The organism is Emcibacter sp. (assembly GCF_963675455.1).
Classification (GTDB): domain Bacteria; phylum Pseudomonadota; class Alphaproteobacteria; order Sphingomonadales; family Emcibacteraceae; genus Emcibacter.
The window spans coordinates 2,024,880-2,041,340 of the sequence record NZ_OY776217.1; the positions used below are offsets into that span (position 1 = coordinate 2,024,880).

The following is a 16,461-nucleotide window of genomic DNA, read 5'->3' on the forward strand; positions in this document are numbered from 1 at the left end:
GCTAACTGGTCTTAAAATATTTCATCAGATATTCCAGGCTGTACAGCCTGTTGAACTGTTCGGCACTCGTGATTTTGTCGAGCCGGAAAAAGCGGCTCATCCGCGGGCAGTCGGGATCCAGAAGACCGTCGACATACTCTTCATTCAGGTAGAATGGCTTCTGCAGTTTGCGGAATTTGTTTTTGAAAGCAAAAATATGCTGGCGCAGGGCGATGGGTTTGCGAATATCCATCCATCCGGCAATTCTTGCGCCAAGGGGGGCAGGGGCTGACAGTGAATAGCCATAATCAGTCAGGTAACCGGCCAGTACAAGATCAAGTTTGCGGATCATGGCAGCTTCAAAATTTCCGTAATATTTGAACCGCAGGGGAACCGGCATGGCGGTCTGCAGGACAGAATATCTTGTAAAGGGCGTGAGCGCCGGGCCGAACCTGTTGTTCAGGCTGTTGTTTTTACCCATCCAGTAGCGCAGCCGGAACAGCGGATAAATGGATTCCGCCTCGATGCGATTCAACTGGTCATGACCTTTGTCGAGGGACTGGCGGATTTTCAGGGCAAGCCGTTCCCGGTACAGGCGTTCGGTAAACTCTTCTGTCGTGCTGGCCGGATCATACTGGCTGTAAAAGGTCCTGATCATGTCGTGGATGGTCAGGGGCTGGTCCGGCAGGTGAAAAAAGTCCCGGTAAATTTCCCCGCCGCCGCCGTTAAGCGCCAGTGCCCCGCCCTGAACCCGTTCGCGCCGGGTTTCAAGGTTCAGGCCGTTATCGAAAATACCCTCGTTAGGGATGCCGTCCATGACAAAAAAGTTTTTTGCAAGCAGTGCCGGATATTCCTCAGGTGCAGGCGGCGTGGATATTGCCTTATTCTTATGGACAAGGTGAAGGTTTTCCCCCTTGGCGATTGTTTTGGCGACCACCACATCGGGGTCATTATCGGCACCGTAAACATGGATTTTGGGCTGGCTGCCGGCTTTGCGCAACAGGGCAAGCATCAGCCGTGAATCATAGCCACCGGAAAGGGCCGTATCTATATTGTTACCAAACTGGCTGACCACTTGCTGGAACTGGTTTTGCAGGGCTTCAAGGCAATAATCGACCAGTTCGTCCTGGCTACCGTCGATGGGCCTCAGGAACATGTTGAAATAACGGGAACGCCTGTTTGGCGTTTGCCCCTTGTCCCATTCATACAAGGCATGACTGTTGGCCATTTTTACTTCGTGGAACGGAGTGTCGTTGCCGTAAGTGGCGCCCTGGAAGACATATTCATAGATGGCCTGGGGATTTGGTTTCAGGACGGGCAGGGTTGACGCAGCCGCCAGAAAAGAAGTTCCCCAGACCTTATGGTCGTCGCTGTGGAAAAGCCGATAGGTTCCCAGCGGATCACCAAAAATATAGAGCTTTCCTCCTCTGGCGATCACAGCCGCAAAACTACCGTCAAACAGGGTCGGGTCTATACGGGCGGGGCTGAAGGTCTTGAGCAGTTTTTCCGAGGCATCCACGCCGTAACTGCCGTCAAAAAAAAGCGTGCCGACTGAAAAGCAGAAGTCCCCGTTGCCGGCTTCATAAAGGTTTGGTGTCGGGGCAACCAGCTTGTCATACAGATAGATGCTCTTATCAGCGCATGTCAGCACCTGCGGCTTTGTAAAGCCGGCGCGGGACATGACCGTCAATGCTGCCTGCTTGCAGGCATCGGCCAATTCATTCTCTGCTATTATCAGAAAAGCGCCCATTTATTTCCGCTCCTTTGTGTCTGTCAGGAGCCACTCCAGGGTTGTTTGGGCAACCGCCTGCCGCCAGGGTTCGCTGGAGAAGGTATGGTCGCTTTCAGGAATGTCTATGCGGGTGAAGTCCCGGTTATCGAAGGCCGCTTTCCAGTCGCGCGAGCCCTTGACCAGATCGTCAAATTCCCGGGCCACAAGGTCATTCTCGCTCTGGATCAGGAGTACACGGCCCGAAAGCTCCTGCAATCCCTTCAGCATCCTGTCGGGGAAATCCTCATCGGTGATCTCGTTCGTCTGTGCGGTTGCCGTTTCTTCTTCCGGGGCTGGGGATTTTCCGCCGAAAGCTTTCCTGATATTGCCCCACAGGCCGCCAACAGCGCCTGTAATATTCATCTTGCCGGAAAAAAGCTTTTTCCAGAATTCCGGATCTTTCAGGCGATCGGTATAATAATGCTTCACAAAGGCCTTTGCGAGCCCGGCTTCACTGCGGACCCAGGGATTGAGCAGCACCAGGCCGGAAACGGCCGGATGTTTCTGGGCGCCGAGCAGGCAGGCCGAGGCGCCTTCACACAGCCCCCAGATGACGATGGATTTCAGGGAAGGTTCACGGTCCAGAAACTCGTCGACGGCCCGGTAAATATCTTCCTTCACACCCTGAAAACCCTGGAATGGGCTGTCGCTGCTGTCGCCGATGCCACGAAAATCGAAGCGCATGGCGGGGATGCCGCCCCTGGCGCAGTGTCGGGCCAGGTGCACATACTGCCTATGGGCGCCGATACGGTACTGCGGGCCGCCGACAATGATCAGCAGGCCGGTATCAGGCTTTGCAGGGCTGGCATGGTGAATGATGCCGGTAACGGGATCTCCCCCGATATCGAAAGCAAAGGCTTCTTCGCTGAAGGTATCAGTCATTGGCATCCCCGTTCATCAGTTTCCGGGTTGCCTTGGTAAAGCTGTCCGCCCATTCCGGTTCCTGCAGGGTCCAGAACTGGACATCCTTCACGGCAGCAGAGGTGCAGTTCACGCCGTCCGAGCTCCATTTATCCAGAACCTTTTTCGAGCCGGGTCCGATTTCCGCGTCTTCCTTCAGGGAAATTTCAATCCATTTGACCTGGGTTTCTTTTGGCAGGGTAATTTTTGCAAGGGCCAGCGCGCCCAGCGATCTGGCAATATCGGGGGTCAGGTCGTAGCCAGCGATTTCGAGGGTTTCACCGCGGTCGAGAGCATCTGTGAGATCCTTGCTGGTGATAGCCTGTTGATTGTTGCCGCCGGTGAAGTCGCCGGCAAGTTTGATGCGCAGAAACTGGCCGACAAAGTTCCTGCCGTTGGTGACCGGCTGCCAGAACAGGACCAGCGGACAGGGTGTTCCTGTTTTCTCGATAAAATCAGCGGCCAGCAGGGCGCCAGTGCGCATTGCCCAGTAACCGGCAAATTTTCTGTCTTTCGATTTGATCCAGTCAAGGGCGACCTGAAGATCCGCGAGCCATGTCCGCCAGTCCGCATCTCCGTAAGTGCCCTCACTGTCACCGGTGCCATACAGGTCAAGAAGGAGAACGCCGTAGCCCTGGCGGGCAAGCTCGCGGGCCTGTCGTGAAATCATATGTCGGGAACGGTTTAGCTCTTCTGCGAACGGCGGGCAGAAGACGAGGTCGCCCAGATCGGCAACCCCGGAGGAGGGCGGGAAATAATTCCCGAACAGATGTCCCTTGACGCTTTTAAGGAAAAAAGGTTGCAAATGGACAGCTCCCCGGGGAATACCCTGTTTGTTCAGGCTGCTTTTTCTTCCACGAAGGAGCACAGCGCACCGAAGGTTTCAAAGGTCTCGGCGCTGATTTCATCATCCTCGATGTAGATATCGAAATGTTCCTCGATGGAGGTCACAAGCATGGCTACTGCCATAGAATCCAGTTCCGGAAGATTACCCAGCAGGGGCGTGTCAGCGTCAATATCATTGGCGCGATCACCAAGCTGGAGTGTTGCTTTCAGAACTTCTCTTACATCTTCAATTACTGACATTCTACAGCCTTATTCTCTATGTATTTCAATTGTTCAGCTAAAATCGAGACCTTATACTATAGGCGTTCCCTGAAATAAAGACTGAACAATGATTCCCGTATTCATGGTTGTTTCGTTGTTGACGGCGACGATAATGGAGCAGAAAACTTAAAAACAGGTTTCTTTTTTGTCCCAAAGGTAAAATCCATCCGCGGTGAGACCGAAGACCAGCAGATTTGCAGCGGTCCAATGGTCAGGAAAGTTGCCCGACCGATTTCACTGGCCCCCATTCTCGAATGGGACAGAATGGAATTCGGATTATAACCCGAAATGCGGCTCAGGGAATTTTCCAGCCCCCGCTCGGTCATCAGGCGCGCGCCCTCACTCCATAAGGTCATGAAGGCCCGGGTCATCCTGAATTCAGGTTCCACATGTACCCCGAAATCCCAGCTATTGTTTGCCGGAGGGACAAAAATGGCCTTTACCTCGTCTTCAAGGTAAGGGCCGGCTGTATGCCAGAGAAGGGCGGCAATTTTGCCTTCTTTGAGGGCAGCAAGGCAGACGGCATTCTGCTTAAAACGATAATCCAGAACGTCCTGGCCAAGCATTTCCAGCAGGTCCTTGTTACCCGGTTTCAGTTCGATTACGTCGAAAGCACTTTTTCGTCGAGCCGGTTTGACCAGCATGTCGAGCGGCTGGGCATAATAGAGGTAGCGATAAACCGAGCCCAGACCAAGCCGCCGCAGTATGACATCTGTGCCATAACAGAAGGTTGAATATACCCCGAGCTGCCGAAAGGAAGTCCTGAACCAATTAAACATCTGGCGTGTCCATCGCATGATTTTATTGTTTTATATCTATCGCTGCCTTCTACAGCAGGTATGTTAATAAAATAAAAATGGCAAGCTTTCAAATTATGGTTAATATAATGAAGTGGTCATTGTTAATAATTGATTGGATGTTGCGGAGCGTGTTCAAATTTTCTTGGTAAGTCGTTCATATTTCTCTAACTATTCTTCAATATCTTACGGTCTAATTGAAACAAGAAAAAGAATACTCTTATCATGATCAACAGATTATCGGATTTTGTCAGAGCGCAATCTTCCAGCCGGCCGGACCATACGGCAATTGTTTTCAAGGCAGAGGAAGTTTCCTATGGTGAATTTGCCCGTTTGAATGACACACTCGGCAAGGCCCTGATGTCAGCGGGCCTGTCAAAGAATGATCGTGTTGCCGTTTTCCTGCCCAAACAGGTGGAGACAGTTGTCACCTGTTTCGGGGCTTCCGAGGCCGGCGGAGTTTTTGTGCCGGTCAATCCGGGCCTGAAGGCGCGTCAGGTGGCTTATATCCTTAAGGACTGCAATGTCAGATATCTGGTCACAAGTGCGGACCGGCTGGCCGGACTTGTGGAGGAACTGCAGGACTGCAGCGATCTTGAGCGGATTATCCTCGTCGGCAAAATGCCTGACAGCCTGCCGGATGTAAACGCAGCTATCCTGTCCTGGGATGACTTTATGAATAGTGGCGAACAAGCCGATTGTGCAGGTCATCCGGTCATTGATGCGGATATGGCCGCGATTCTCTATACCTCCGGCAGTACCGGCATGCCCAAAGGGGTGATTGTGTCGCACCGGAACCTGATTGTCGGGGCCGAAAGCGTGTCCACTTATCTTAAGAACACCCCTGAAGACCGGGTCCTTAGCGTGTTGCCGCTGAGTTTCGATGCCGGCTTCAGCCAGCTGACGACTGCTTTCCGGGTCGGGGCGACTGTGGTGCTGATGAATTATCTGATGCCCCGCGACGTCATCCGCCAGGCGGCCAAACACCGGGTGACCGGCATTACCTGTGTGCCGCCGCTGTGGATCCAGCTTGTTGAAATGGACTGGCCGGAAGAAACCGTGGACAGCATTCGTTACATCGCCACCACCGGCGGCCGGATGCCGGTACCGGTGACAAAGGCCTTTCGGGCAAAACTGCCGAAGACCGATATTTACCTGATGTACGGCCTGACAGAGGCCTTCCGTTCCACTTATCTGCCGCCCAGCGAGGTTGACCGTATTCCGGACTCCATGGGCAAGGCTATTCCTAATGCGGAAATCATGGTGGTGCGTGAAGACGGCACCCCCTGCGATCCGGGCGAGCCGGGTGAACTGGTTCATCGCGGTGCGCTGGTGGCCCTGGGCTACTGGAACGATCCGGCCCGTACGGCGGAACGCTTCAGGCCGGCGCCGGGGCAACCGGCCGGAATTCCGATGCCGGAAATTGCGGTCTGGTCCGGGGATACTGTGAAAAAGGACGCGGACGGTTTTCTGTATTTTGTCGGTCGCCGGGACGAGATGATCAAAACGTCGGGGTATCGGACAAGTCCGACCGAGCTTGAAGAAACCATTTATGCCAGCGGGCTGATCGGGGAAATTGCCGCCATCGGTGTCGAGCATGAACAGCTCGGCCAGGCGATCTGGATTGTGGCCACCGGCAAGGACGGGGCTGCCCTGGATCAGGATGCGGTATTGGCTTACTGCCGGACGGAACTGCCCAGCTATATGGTGCCGCACAGGATCATAGAATGGACATCTTTGCCCCGTAACCCGAACGGAAAAATCGATCGCAAGGCCATTGCTGCCGAAGTGACGGAAAAAGAATAAAGGAAAATTGGCTGTGATAGACAAGAAGAAACCGGAACATGCGCCAATCAGCGGCTATCCTGTTGTGGATGGCGAAATTACCCTTGGCGGGATAAAGCTTTCCAGATTAGCGGACAGGGTCGGTTCAACACCTTTCTTTGCCTATGACCGGGGCCTGATGACGGCGCGCGTGGAAATGATGCGCAAATATCTGCCGAAACAGGTTCAGCTTCATTACGCCATGAAGGCAAATCCAATGCCGGCAGTGGTGCATCATATGGCGTCCCTGGTGGATGGCCTTGATGTGGCCTCCAGCGGTGAAATGGCAGTGGCACTTGATACCGGAACCTCAGCCGAACTGATCAGCTTTGCCGGACCGGCAAAGACAGACAAGGAATTGTCGCAGGCCGTTGCCGCCGGTGTGGTGATCAATATGGAATCCTTCGGCGAGATGCGCCGTATTGCCGCGTTCGGCGATCAGCAGGGCATTCGTCCCAAAGTGGCGGTCCGGGTTAATCCGGACTTCGAACTCAAATCTTCCGGCATGAAAATGGGCGGCGGGCCCAAACAGTTCGGTGTTGATGCGGAACAGGTGCCCGACATGCTGAAGGAGCTTGGTGATCTGGGGCTGGATTTCCAGGGCTTTCACATCTTCTCCGGTTCGCAGAACCTGAAAGTGGACAGTATTCTGGAAACCCAGGAAAAAACACTGGCCCTTGCGCTCAAGCTTGCGGGAGATGCCCCGTGCGCCCCGACTTTTGTCAATATCGGCGGTGGTTACGGTATTCCCTATTTTCCAGGCGAAGAACCGCTGGATCTCAAGGCCGCGGGCGAGGGACTTGGCGCCCTGCTGCCGGCTTTTGAGAAAGAAATGCCCGATGCGGAAGTGGTGATTGAACTTGGCCGTTATTTCGTTGGTGAAGCCGGCATTTATGTGAGCAGGATTGTCGATCGCAAGGTTTCCCGCGGTAATACATTTTTGATGACCGATGGCGGATTGCATCATCATCTCGCGGCATCCGGAAATTTCGGCCAGGTGATTCGCAAGAATTATCCCGTGGAAATCGGCAATCGCATGGACGGCGGGGACAGGGAAGAGGCCAGTGTCGTCGGCTGCCTGTGTACACCCCTGGATCTTCTGGGCAACAAGATGGAACTTCCGGTCGCTGAAATCGGTGACTATGTGGTGCTGTTCCAGTCCGGGGCTTATGGCCTGACCGCCAGTCCGACAGCATTTCTGGGCCATGAGGCACCTAGGGAAATCTTGGTTTAGGGGGATACAGACCACATGTCGGGAATTTCAGGTTGGCAGGGTCACGCAGGTGATAACGACGCAGCGGGCAGGCTGATTGGCGAAATGGCCGGTTGCCTGATCCGGGGCGATCACGAAAGACATCTTGCCGAAAATATCCAGACTTTTTCCTCCACGGCAGGGGCTCTTGCTGTTGTCCCCACTTACGGCAATGGATGCCTTGACTGTGAAGGCGAATTTCAGGCTGCCGTAAACGGTGTCGTCAGATGGCAGAACGACGTTCTGGCCGGGTTGGCCGCACAAAAGAATAACGCCGCAGCCCTGATCGAGGGATACCGGCGCTTTGGCACCGATGTTTTCCGCCTGATGCAGGGCGCCTGGTCGGCAGCACTTCTGGATATGGAAAAACGGGAAACTGCTATAGCCATCGACAGGACGGGCATTAATTCCCTGTGTTACGCCTGCGGACCGGAAGGCGAGTTTATCTTTTCCACGGTTACGGATGCGGTTAAACGTTTTCCGGGCCTTAAAACCACCATCAGTCCGCAGTCGGTTTATAACTATCTCTATTATTTCGTCGTGCCGTCCCCGACATCGATCTATGACCAGATGAACAAGCTTGAGCCGGCGCAGTTTGTGAAATTCAGCAACGGGCAGGTCAGCAAGGGCTTCTACTGGTCCATGCCTTATACCACGGCGGCTTCCGGCAACCGGGATGAATGGAAAGACGCCTTATGGGATGTTCTTGATCGCAGTTTCGAAAAAACCTTGTCTGATACTGACAGGAACCAGCTTGGGGCATTTCTCAGCGGTGGCCTGGACAGCAGTACCGTGGCAGGACTGATGATGAAGCATAATGGCGGCGGTAAAACCTATACCATCGGCTTTCATGAATCACAGTTTGATGAAAGCGGATACGCACGTCTGGCGGCCGAACATTTCAAGACCGACCATCACGAATATTTCATGGAACCGACCGATGTCGAAAAGGTGATGGAAAATATCGCCGATATTTATGACGAGCCTTACGGCAATCATTCTGCCGTGGCCGCCTATTACTGTGCAAAAATGGCGAAGGAAAGCGGCGTAAGCACGCTTCTGGCCGGCGACGGTGGTGATGAGATTTTTGCCGGTAATGAACGATATGTCATGATGAAAAAGATCGAGAAATATGCCCTGATCCCTGGCGGTCTGCGCAAATATTTTCTTGAACCGATTCTGGAATTGCCCGGCATGCAGCATGTGCCGGTTGTGTCCAAGGCCCGCAGTCTGGCCCGCAGATATGCAACGCCCATGCCTGAAAGGCTTTATTCCTACAGTTTTATTTCCGGCGTCGAGCCGCTGGATATATTCCGGCCTGAATGCCGCGAAGGCCTGGATACGGAACTGCCGCTTGAACTGATCCGTCAGACCTATCACCGGCATGAAGATACCCAGATGCTGCAGCGGATGATGCATATGGATATGCAGATCACCCTGGCGGACAATGATCTTCGCAAGGTCAACCAGATGTGCCGGCTGGCCGGTGTGGATGTACATTATCCATTTCTCGAAGACGAACTGGTAGAGTTTGCCGCCAGTATTCCGGTGGATGTGATGTTGCCCGGTTACAAGCTGAGGGATTTCTTTAAATTTGCCATGAAGGGCTTTCTGCCGGACGAAACCCTGACTAAGGAGAAACACGGTTTCGGACTGCCCTTTATGGTCTGGATCCATCGGGATACGAAGCTGAACGAGCTAGTCACTGACAATGTGTCGGATTTCAAGAAACGGGGATACCTGGAAAATGAATTTCTGGACGATGTTATCGCCTCCTGCAGCCGTGCCGGCGATCCGGGGGCGGGACTTGCCTGGGATCTGGCAATGCTTGAGATGTGGCTTAAGAATCACTGTTAGGAATATTAACTATAATATTATCAGAATTGGATTTTGTAGGACATATGATGTAATATACGCCGCAAGCGGGGTGAGGCAAGGAATTCACCGGCGGAGATTAAATAGCGCGTTACATTATTCTCATATGTTTGCATTAATTTAACATTTTACAGCTAAACATAGGGTGAAATGACGCATATTGGGGTGACCTGTTAGGGGCATCAATAAGAATAGTAATAGATGGAAGGGAATGTGCTGTGAACAAGACTAAATTTGAGAACACAAGTATTCGTGCTGTTGTGGCAAAAATGGCAGCTGTACTTGCTGTCCTGGTAGTAGCCGGTTGTGCAACCGGTGGCGGTGATTTGCCGTCGGCGAACTTTGTGCCGATTGATGAAGGACCGGGTAAACCTTATGTTGTCGGTCCGCTTGACAATCTGCAGATATTTGTCTGGCGTAACCCGGAACTGTCGACCAGCGTCACAGTCCGTCCTGACGGCCGTTTTTCAGTGCCTCTGATTGACGATATGGCTGCTACAGGAAGAACGCCGACGCAGCTGGCTCGGGATATCGAGAAAAAACTTGCCGAATATATCCAGAGCCCGATTGTGACAGTCATTGTCAGCGGCTTCCAGGGTCCATTCGCACAGCAGGTTCGTGTCGTGGGATCTGCAACATCTCCGCAGGCTATCCCTTATCGCGCAAATATGACTCTGCTTGACCTTATGATTGCAGTAGGCGGTACAACGGAATTTGCTGCCGGTAACAGTGCCGTGCTTGCCCGTGTAGAAGACGGCGTACAGCGTGAATATAATATTCGTATTGACGACCTGATCAAGGATGGTGATGTCAGCGCGAATGTGATGATCAATCCGGGTGATGTCATCATTATTCCGGAAAGCTTCTTCTAAGAATTGGCCGGTCGGGCGGGATATTCCCGCCCGCTGGTTGGTTTCCGCCGGTGCCGGGGGCACTTTGGTGGCGGAAAAAATGTTACTAGGTTTGGGATATTGAGAAAAACATGCAGGAACTATATCAACAAATAATTTCCATCTTGTATGGCGTCTGGCGCAAGCGGCATTATGCCCTGATTGTATCCTGGGTAGTCTGCATTGCCGGCTGGATGTATGTGGCTCAGATTCCAAACAAATACCAGTCCAGTGCAAGGATCCATGTGGATGCTGAAACCATGCTGAAGCCCTTGATGAAAGGGCTTGCGGTTTCAAATAACGTCTATGACCAGGTCCGCATGATGCGCCAGACCCTGATCAGTCGTCCGAATATCGAAAAAGTGATCCGCATGACCGATCTGGATATGACGGTGACTTCGGAAAGTGAAACCGAGAAACTGGTTGAGGCCCTGAGCGAGGACATCAATATCAACATCCAGGGGGCTGCCAACCTGTTCCAGATCTCTTATGAGAACAGCAATCCTGCGGTGGCCAAGAAGGTGGTTCAGTCGCTGCTGAATATCTTTATCGAGGACAAGCTGGCAACAGGACGCAAAGACCTGTCATCCGCGCTGCGTTTCATCGAGGAACAGATCCGCGAATATGAAGAGCAGATGGAAATAGCGGAACAGCGGACAGCCGAGTTCAAGCAGAAAAACATGTCCTTCCTGTCCGGACAGGGCAGTTCCTATTTTGATCAGATGCAGCAGGCCCAGTCAGCCGTTGCTGTGGTGAAAAACCAGATTAATGAATATCGTAACAAACAGAAGCAGATGAAAGCCTACCTGGAGAATATTCCGCCATACCTGGCGTCCGGTTCAGGAACTGGTCCGGCGATCGGTGGGGCCGGTCCTTCTTCATCAAGCAATCTGGCCAACAGGATTTCAATTCTTGAACAACGCCTGGATGATCTTTATGCCCGCGGTTACAAGGACCAGCATCCGGATGTAAAAATCATTGCTGCCCAGATTGGTGATCTGCAGGGAAAAATGGCTGAAGAGCAGGCTGAACTGGCTCAGGCTCTGGAAGAAGGTGATACCGAGAAACTCCAGTCCACGGCCGGTGTCCGCCCCAATCCGGTCTATGACCAGCTGAATATGAATATCATTGAACTGGAAGGCGAGATCGCCAGCCTCCAGGCCCGTTTGGCGCAAAAGGAAGATGAAGTGAAACGTCTTGCTTCCTATGCCCAGCGTGTACCGGAAGTAGAGGCCGAGCTGGCCCGTCTGAACCGGGATTACGGCATCATCAAGAGAAACTATAATGAACTGCTGGAAAAACGGGAATCCGCAAGGATTTCCCAGGATCTGGAAACAAAGTCAGATCGTGTCCAGTTCCGTGTGATCGAGCCGCCGCAAGAGGCCCGTGAGCCAAGCAGCCCGAACCGCCTGCTGTATGTTCTCGGGGTCCTTTTTGTCGGCCTTGGCGCCGGCGTCGGGGTTGCCTTCCTGATGAGCCAGATGCATTCGACTTTCTCTACCGAACAACGTTTGAGAGATGTTTTGTCGATGCCTGTTCTGGGTAGCATTTCAGCAATTCCTTCCCCGCAGGAACTGCAGGGCAGAAAACGCAAGCTTATCCTGTTTTCAATTATGTTGGCCGGTCTGTTTATCTCCTGCATCAGTGTCTATGCAATGATGAACTATTTCCATGTGCCCACGGCGTAAATACTGAACTTATAAGAAGAAAAATCATGAGTTTGATCGAAAAAGCTGCAGAGAAAATGAAAAAAACGGAAAGCCTTGTGGAAAAGGCGGCCAGAAAAGCGGCCGAAACTGCCGCAAAGGCGAAAGCCTCCGTCGAACCCTCTGCCAGTCCGGCCGATGCTGAACAGCCAAAAGTTTCCGAACAGACCTCGCCTACGGCGCCGGTGGAAACCCCGGCAAAGCCGGTTTCCAGATCCTATGGCCGCACAAGCCGCTATGTGGAGATCAATTTTGATGAACTGAAAGCACAGAATATACCGGTTATGGAAACCGATAATTCTGTTATTTCCGAGGAATTCCGGATCGTCAAGAGGAGCCTTCTCCTGAACGCCTTTGCCAAGGGCGATTCTGCGATCAAGAACGGCAATCTCATCATGGTGACCAGTACCCAGCCGGACGAGGGCAAGACCTTTTGCGCGATCAGCCTGGCCATGAGTATGGCCATGGAACGGGATCTGACTGTTCTGCTGATTGACGCGGATGTGGAAAAGCCGGATGTCATGAAACGACTGGGTGTCAAGGCCGACTTGGGCCTGATTGATGTCATTGAAAACAAAAGCCTTGATCTTTCAGACTGTCTTTTGAAAACCAATATTCCAAATCTTACTCTTTTGCCGGCAGGAAAAAAACACCGGCTCACCACCGAGCTTCTGGCCAGTGAGCGGATGGGCGACATTGTCAACGAAGTTGCCAAACGTTATCCGGACCGGGTGATCATCATTGATTCACCGCCGGTTCTTGCCAGCAGTTCTGCATCAGTTCTGGCTCTCAGTGTGGGCCAGGTCCTCTATGTAGTGGAAGCTGACAAAACCCGTGAAATAGATCTGAAGGAAGCCTTGTCGATGATTGGTTCCTCTGAACACATCAATCTTCTGCTGAATAAATCGCGTTTCTCCGGCGGCAAGAAGAAGTTCGGATCATATTACGGTTATGGCCATCAATAAATAACAACAACCTGGGGCGGGAATATGAAAAAACAGAATAAAATCGCGTATGCCATCCTTCCGGCGTTTGTGGGGGCATCTTTACCTGTGGCCGGTTATGCGGCTGACTGGGAGATATCCCCATCGCTTTCCGTCATTGAAACCTATACCGACAATGTGGACCTGGACAGCGCCCAGGCCGAGGGTGATTTCATTACGCAGGTTGCTCCGACCATTGCAATCAAGGCTGACGGTGCCCGTCTGGATCTGAATCTGAATTATACGCCGAACTATTTTTATTATCCCGATGCTGTTGGCGATAAAGACGAAATTCGTCACAATCTGGCCTTCAGCGTGCATTCGGAGCTGTCACAGGATCTTTTCTTCGTGGATGCCAATGCCGATATCAATCAAAGGTACCTGGACCGGCGCCAGGCAATTTCCAGTGTGGATGGCAGCAGAACCCTGAACCGGGCGACAATCCAGACCTACCGTATGCGGCCTTATCTGACCCGTCATTTCGGTTCATTTGCCGACGCCCGTCTTGAGGCAAATGTCAGGCATGTCAGAAGTGGCGACCGTGAACGTCTGGATAATGCCGGTTCCGATTTTGAAAAAGCGACCAGCTACGGCAGCCGGCTAACCGTTGACAGTGGCAGCCAGTTTTCCCGTATTGGATGGAGCTACGCCGTCTATTATAATAATCAGCAAAGGGTGTCGGTGGATGACTATGTCAGCTATGGCACTCGCCTGGACGGCAGTTACCGGGTGAACCGCATGCTGTCTCTGCTGGGCAGCGCCGGGTATGAATCCCGCGACGCCAATGACAACGCCTTTGTGGAATTTGACAATTTTGTCTGGGATGCAGGTTTCCGGCTTGTTCCCGGACCGCGGACGTCCATTTCTTTCCGATATGGCAACCAGTATCGCGGGGATACCTTCTCCCTGAGCGCTTTTTACAGGATCACGCCCAAGGCACAACTTTCTGTGACTTACAGGGATCTTCTGGAGACCTATCAGACTCTGGAAGTGATTGATTCCTTTGTAGTTGACCCCTTTTCCGGTGAAATTTCAAATAACGGAATCGACTTCCTGGATGACAGTTTTGTCCGGACTAAAACCTGGCGGGTGGCCCTGCAGGGAGAACGGGGACGCACAAGCTACAGCATAAGCGGTTCAAACAGACGCTATTCTTCCGAGGTTGCTTCCCGTAATGAAGAACGCTGGACAGCGGCTGCTTCCCTGACCCGGAGAATTAGCCGCAGGCTGACAGCATCGGTCAATGGCTCTTTCAGCTACTCCGAGTATAACTTTAATGTTGATAGCATTGAAGCTCCTGTTGACGATAAATTCTGGAGCGCCGGGGCAAATATCTCTTACAGAATCTCTGAATCTCTGACATCTGCCCTTTCTTATGTTCATTCCGACCGGACAGGCACCCGTTCGCCTCTGCTGAATCGGCCGTCCAACTATATTTCCTTCTCGATCAGGGCGGCGCTGTAGGTACAAATATGTATGCTGAATTTTACGGCCTAGAAGGTAAACCCTTCCAACTGACTCCGGATCCCCGGTTCTACTTTGACAGTAGCACTCACCATAAGGCTATGGCCTATCTGACCTATGGTCTCAGCCAGGGTGAGGGGTTTATCATCATCACCGGTGAAATCGGTGCCGGCAAGACAACTCTGGTCGGGCATTTGCTGAATGAACTGGATACTGACCAGTTTGTTGCGGCCAAGATCGTTACCACCAATCTGGGGGCCGATGATATTCTGCGGATGGTCGCCGTTGGTTTCGGGCTGGATGCAAACGGAAAGGACAAAGCCGTTCTTCTGCGCGACATCGAGGTTTTCCTGAGGCAGAACCACAAGAACGGCCGGCGGGCCCTGCTGCTGATTGATGAAGTTCAGAATCTGCCGACAAAGGCGCTGGAAGAATTGCGCATGCTGTCCAATTTCCAGGAAGGGGACCGTGCGCTCTTGCAGAGTTTTCTGGTCGGACAACCGGAATTCAGGGACAAATGGGCCTTTGATCCGGAACTGGAACAGTTGCGCCAGAGGGTGATTGCCACCCATCATCTGCAGGCCATGACCTATGAGGAAACGCGGGAATATGTAGAACATCGTCTGGCCCTGGTGGGCTGGAAAAATGATCCTTCGTTTGATGACGGCGCCTTCAGGAAAATATATGAATTTACCCAGGGTGTGCCAAGGCGCCTGAATACGTTGTGTTCAAGGATACTGCTGTTCGGCGCCATTGAGGAAATTCACAATATCAATGAGCAAGTAGTCGCGGACGTTATTACGGATATGGAGCAGGAAAATGCTCTGGCGACACAACCGATAAATAGCCCGTCCTCGATCAGGGGCGCTGTCAACGGCGGGGGAGTGTCCTCTGGAAGAGCCGTGACGAACGGCGGACTTCCAGCCGGTCTGGAAGAGAGGCTGGATACTCTCGAAAAATATGTTCGTGTGCATGATGATACTATCAAGGCCGTGCTGGATATTGCGTCTGTCTGGCTTGGAAAGAATGCCGAGAGGGACGAATAGATATCATGACAGGCCAGATCAGGAATGCCATGACGGTGGATGTGGAAGATTATTTCCAGGTCGGGGCGTTTGAAAAGGACATCAGCCGCGCCGACTGGGATACACTTCCCTGCAGGGTAGAGCAGAATACCGACAAAATTCTCCAGATGTTTGACGATGCGGGTGTGAAAGCGACCTTCTTTACCCTTGGCTGGGTGGCGGAAAGATATCCGGCACTTGTCCGCAGGATTGTGGAAGAGGGCCACGAACTGGCCAGCCACGGCATGGCTCACTGGCGGGTGACCGACCAGGATCGTGACGTATTCAGGGAAGATGTTCTGCGTTCTAAAAAACTTCTGGAGGATGTGGGCGGGTGTCCGATCAGGGGATACCGGGCAGCAAGTTTTTCGATTGGGGAGAAAAACCTGTGGGCTCTTGACGTTCTGGAAGAAGCTGGTTTCGACTACAGTTCCAGCATTTATCCGATCCGGCACGATCACTATGGCATGCCGGATGCGCCGCGCTTTTCGTTTATGCCCATTGACGGACGTCGTTTTCTGGAAATGCCTGTCACAACTGTCGATATTGCCGGACGGAAAATTCCCTGCGGGGGAGGCGGCTATTTCAGGCTTTTGCCCTATTTTATTTCCAAATGGGCCATGTCCCGGGTCAACAGCAGGGACGAAGAGTCCTGTATTTTTTATTTTCATCCCTGGGAAATCGATCCGGACCAGCCGCGACAAAATCAGGCTGGAATGAAATCCAGATTCCGTCACTACACAAATCTTGATGTGATGGAAAAGAAACTGCGCCGGGTGCTTGCTGATTTCAGCTGGGGCCGGATGGATGAAATTTTTCTGAACAACTAGTTCTGTTTACAGGGGCGGG

Annotated in this window: 14 protein-coding genes; 9 read left to right on the forward strand and 5 right to left on the reverse strand. The window is 52.5% G+C overall.

Annotated features, from left to right (window positions below; genetic code table 11):
- Position 1: 1 nt before the first annotated feature.
- The 5 genes from ACORNT_RS09355 to ACORNT_RS09375 form a co-directional block, all read right to left on the reverse strand.
- A complete protein-coding gene (locus ACORNT_RS09355) occupies positions 2-1,729 on the reverse strand; it encodes a hypothetical protein (RefSeq protein WP_321389585.1) in 1,728 nt (575 codons plus the stop codon).
- Positions 1,730-2,632, reverse strand: coding sequence for a hydrolase 1, exosortase A system-associated (locus tag ACORNT_RS09360; protein WP_321389587.1), 903 nt, complete (start codon positions 2,630-2,632; stop codon positions 1,730-1,732).
- Complete coding sequence (locus ACORNT_RS09365; protein ID WP_321389589.1) at positions 2,625-3,455, reverse strand: hydrolase 2, exosortase A system-associated; 831 nt, start codon at positions 3,453-3,455, stop codon at positions 2,625-2,627. Before ACORNT_RS09365 ends, ACORNT_RS09360 begins: the two co-directional genes overlap by 8 nt.
- A 32-nt stretch (positions 3,456-3,487) precedes the next feature.
- Positions 3,488-3,736, reverse strand: coding sequence for an acyl carrier protein (locus ACORNT_RS09370; RefSeq protein WP_321389592.1), 249 nt, complete (start codon positions 3,734-3,736; stop codon positions 3,488-3,490).
- 101 nt (positions 3,737-3,837) lie between these two features.
- Positions 3,838-4,536 (reverse strand): hypothetical protein, encoded by a 699-nt coding sequence (locus tag ACORNT_RS09375; RefSeq protein WP_321389595.1) that lies wholly within the window; start codon positions 4,534-4,536, stop codon positions 3,838-3,840.
- Between the two features lie 243 nt (positions 4,537-4,779).
- Here ACORNT_RS09375 and ACORNT_RS09380 point away from each other — a divergent pair, with 243 nt between their 5' ends.
- From ACORNT_RS09380 to ACORNT_RS09420, 9 genes are all read left to right on the forward strand, one after another.
- A complete protein-coding gene (locus ACORNT_RS09380; protein ID WP_321389598.1) occupies positions 4,780-6,360 on the forward strand; it encodes an acyl-CoA ligase (AMP-forming), exosortase A system-associated in 1,581 nt (526 codons plus the stop codon).
- A 16-nt stretch (positions 6,361-6,376) separates the two neighbouring features.
- Positions 6,377-7,612, forward strand: a complete 1,236-nt coding sequence (locus ACORNT_RS09385) for a pyridoxal-dependent decarboxylase, exosortase A system-associated (RefSeq protein ID WP_420717561.1) — start codon at positions 6,377-6,379, stop codon at positions 7,610-7,612.
- Between the two features lie 15 nt (positions 7,613-7,627).
- Positions 7,628-9,487: an asparagine synthetase B family protein gene (locus ACORNT_RS09390; RefSeq protein ID WP_321389602.1), complete on the forward strand. Its 1,860-nt coding sequence runs from the start codon at positions 7,628-7,630 to the stop codon at positions 9,485-9,487.
- A 287-nt stretch (positions 9,488-9,774) separates the two neighbouring features.
- Positions 9,775-10,377 carry an XrtA/PEP-CTERM system exopolysaccharide export protein gene (locus ACORNT_RS09395; RefSeq protein ID WP_420717562.1) on the forward strand — a complete coding sequence of 201 codons (603 nt, stop codon included), beginning with the start codon at positions 9,775-9,777 and terminating at the stop codon, positions 10,375-10,377.
- A 110-nt stretch (positions 10,378-10,487) separates the two neighbouring features.
- A complete protein-coding gene (locus tag ACORNT_RS09400) occupies positions 10,488-12,083 on the forward strand; it encodes an XrtA system polysaccharide chain length determinant (RefSeq protein WP_321389608.1) in 1,596 nt (531 codons plus the stop codon).
- Between the two features lie 26 nt (positions 12,084-12,109).
- Positions 12,110-13,066, forward strand: a complete 957-nt coding sequence (locus ACORNT_RS09405) for an XrtA-associated tyrosine autokinase (RefSeq protein ID WP_321389611.1) — start codon at positions 12,110-12,112, stop codon at positions 13,064-13,066.
- Between the two features lie 24 nt (positions 13,067-13,090).
- A complete protein-coding gene (locus tag ACORNT_RS09410; protein ID WP_321389613.1) occupies positions 13,091-14,548 on the forward strand; it encodes a TIGR03016 family PEP-CTERM system-associated outer membrane protein in 1,458 nt (485 codons plus the stop codon).
- A gap of 8 nt (positions 14,549-14,556) precedes the next feature.
- On the forward strand, positions 14,557-15,594 hold the full coding sequence (locus ACORNT_RS09415) for an XrtA/PEP-CTERM system-associated ATPase (protein ID WP_321389614.1): 1,038 nt from the start codon (positions 14,557-14,559) through the stop codon (positions 15,592-15,594).
- Between the two features lie 5 nt (positions 15,595-15,599).
- On the forward strand, positions 15,600-16,442 hold the full coding sequence (locus ACORNT_RS09420; protein WP_321389617.1) for an XrtA system polysaccharide deacetylase: 843 nt from the start codon (positions 15,600-15,602) through the stop codon (positions 16,440-16,442).
- Positions 16,443-16,461: the final 19 nt, after the last annotated feature.

Coding starts and splice junctions, on each gene's coding strand:
- ACORNT_RS09355 (WP_321389585.1), bottom strand. CDS start 1,729: ATGGGCGCTTTTCTGATAATAGCAGAGAATGAATTGGCCGATGCCTGC.
- ACORNT_RS09360 (WP_321389587.1), bottom strand. CDS start 2,632: ATGACTGATACCTTCAGCGAAGAAGCCTTTGCTTTCGATATCGGGGGA.
- ACORNT_RS09370 (WP_321389592.1), bottom strand. CDS start 3,736: ATGTCAGTAATTGAAGATGTAAGAGAAGTTCTGAAAGCAACACTCCAG.
- ACORNT_RS09375 (WP_321389595.1), bottom strand. CDS start 4,536: ATGTTTAATTGGTTCAGGACTTCCTTTCGGCAGCTCGGGGTATATTCA.
- ACORNT_RS09380 (WP_321389598.1), top strand. CDS start 4,780: ATGATCAACAGATTATCGGATTTTGTCAGAGCGCAATCTTCCAGCCGG.
- ACORNT_RS09390 (WP_321389602.1), top strand. CDS start 7,628: ATGTCGGGAATTTCAGGTTGGCAGGGTCACGCAGGTGATAACGACGCA.
- ACORNT_RS09395 (WP_420717562.1), top strand. CDS start 9,775: ATGGCAGCTGTACTTGCTGTCCTGGTAGTAGCCGGTTGTGCAACCGGT.
- ACORNT_RS09400 (WP_321389608.1), top strand. CDS start 10,488: ATGCAGGAACTATATCAACAAATAATTTCCATCTTGTATGGCGTCTGG.
- ACORNT_RS09405 (WP_321389611.1), top strand. CDS start 12,110: ATGAGTTTGATCGAAAAAGCTGCAGAGAAAATGAAAAAAACGGAAAGC.
- ACORNT_RS09410 (WP_321389613.1), top strand. CDS start 13,091: ATGAAAAAACAGAATAAAATCGCGTATGCCATCCTTCCGGCGTTTGTG.
- ACORNT_RS09415 (WP_321389614.1), top strand. CDS start 14,557: ATGTATGCTGAATTTTACGGCCTAGAAGGTAAACCCTTCCAACTGACT.
- ACORNT_RS09420 (WP_321389617.1), top strand. CDS start 15,600: ATGACAGGCCAGATCAGGAATGCCATGACGGTGGATGTGGAAGATTAT.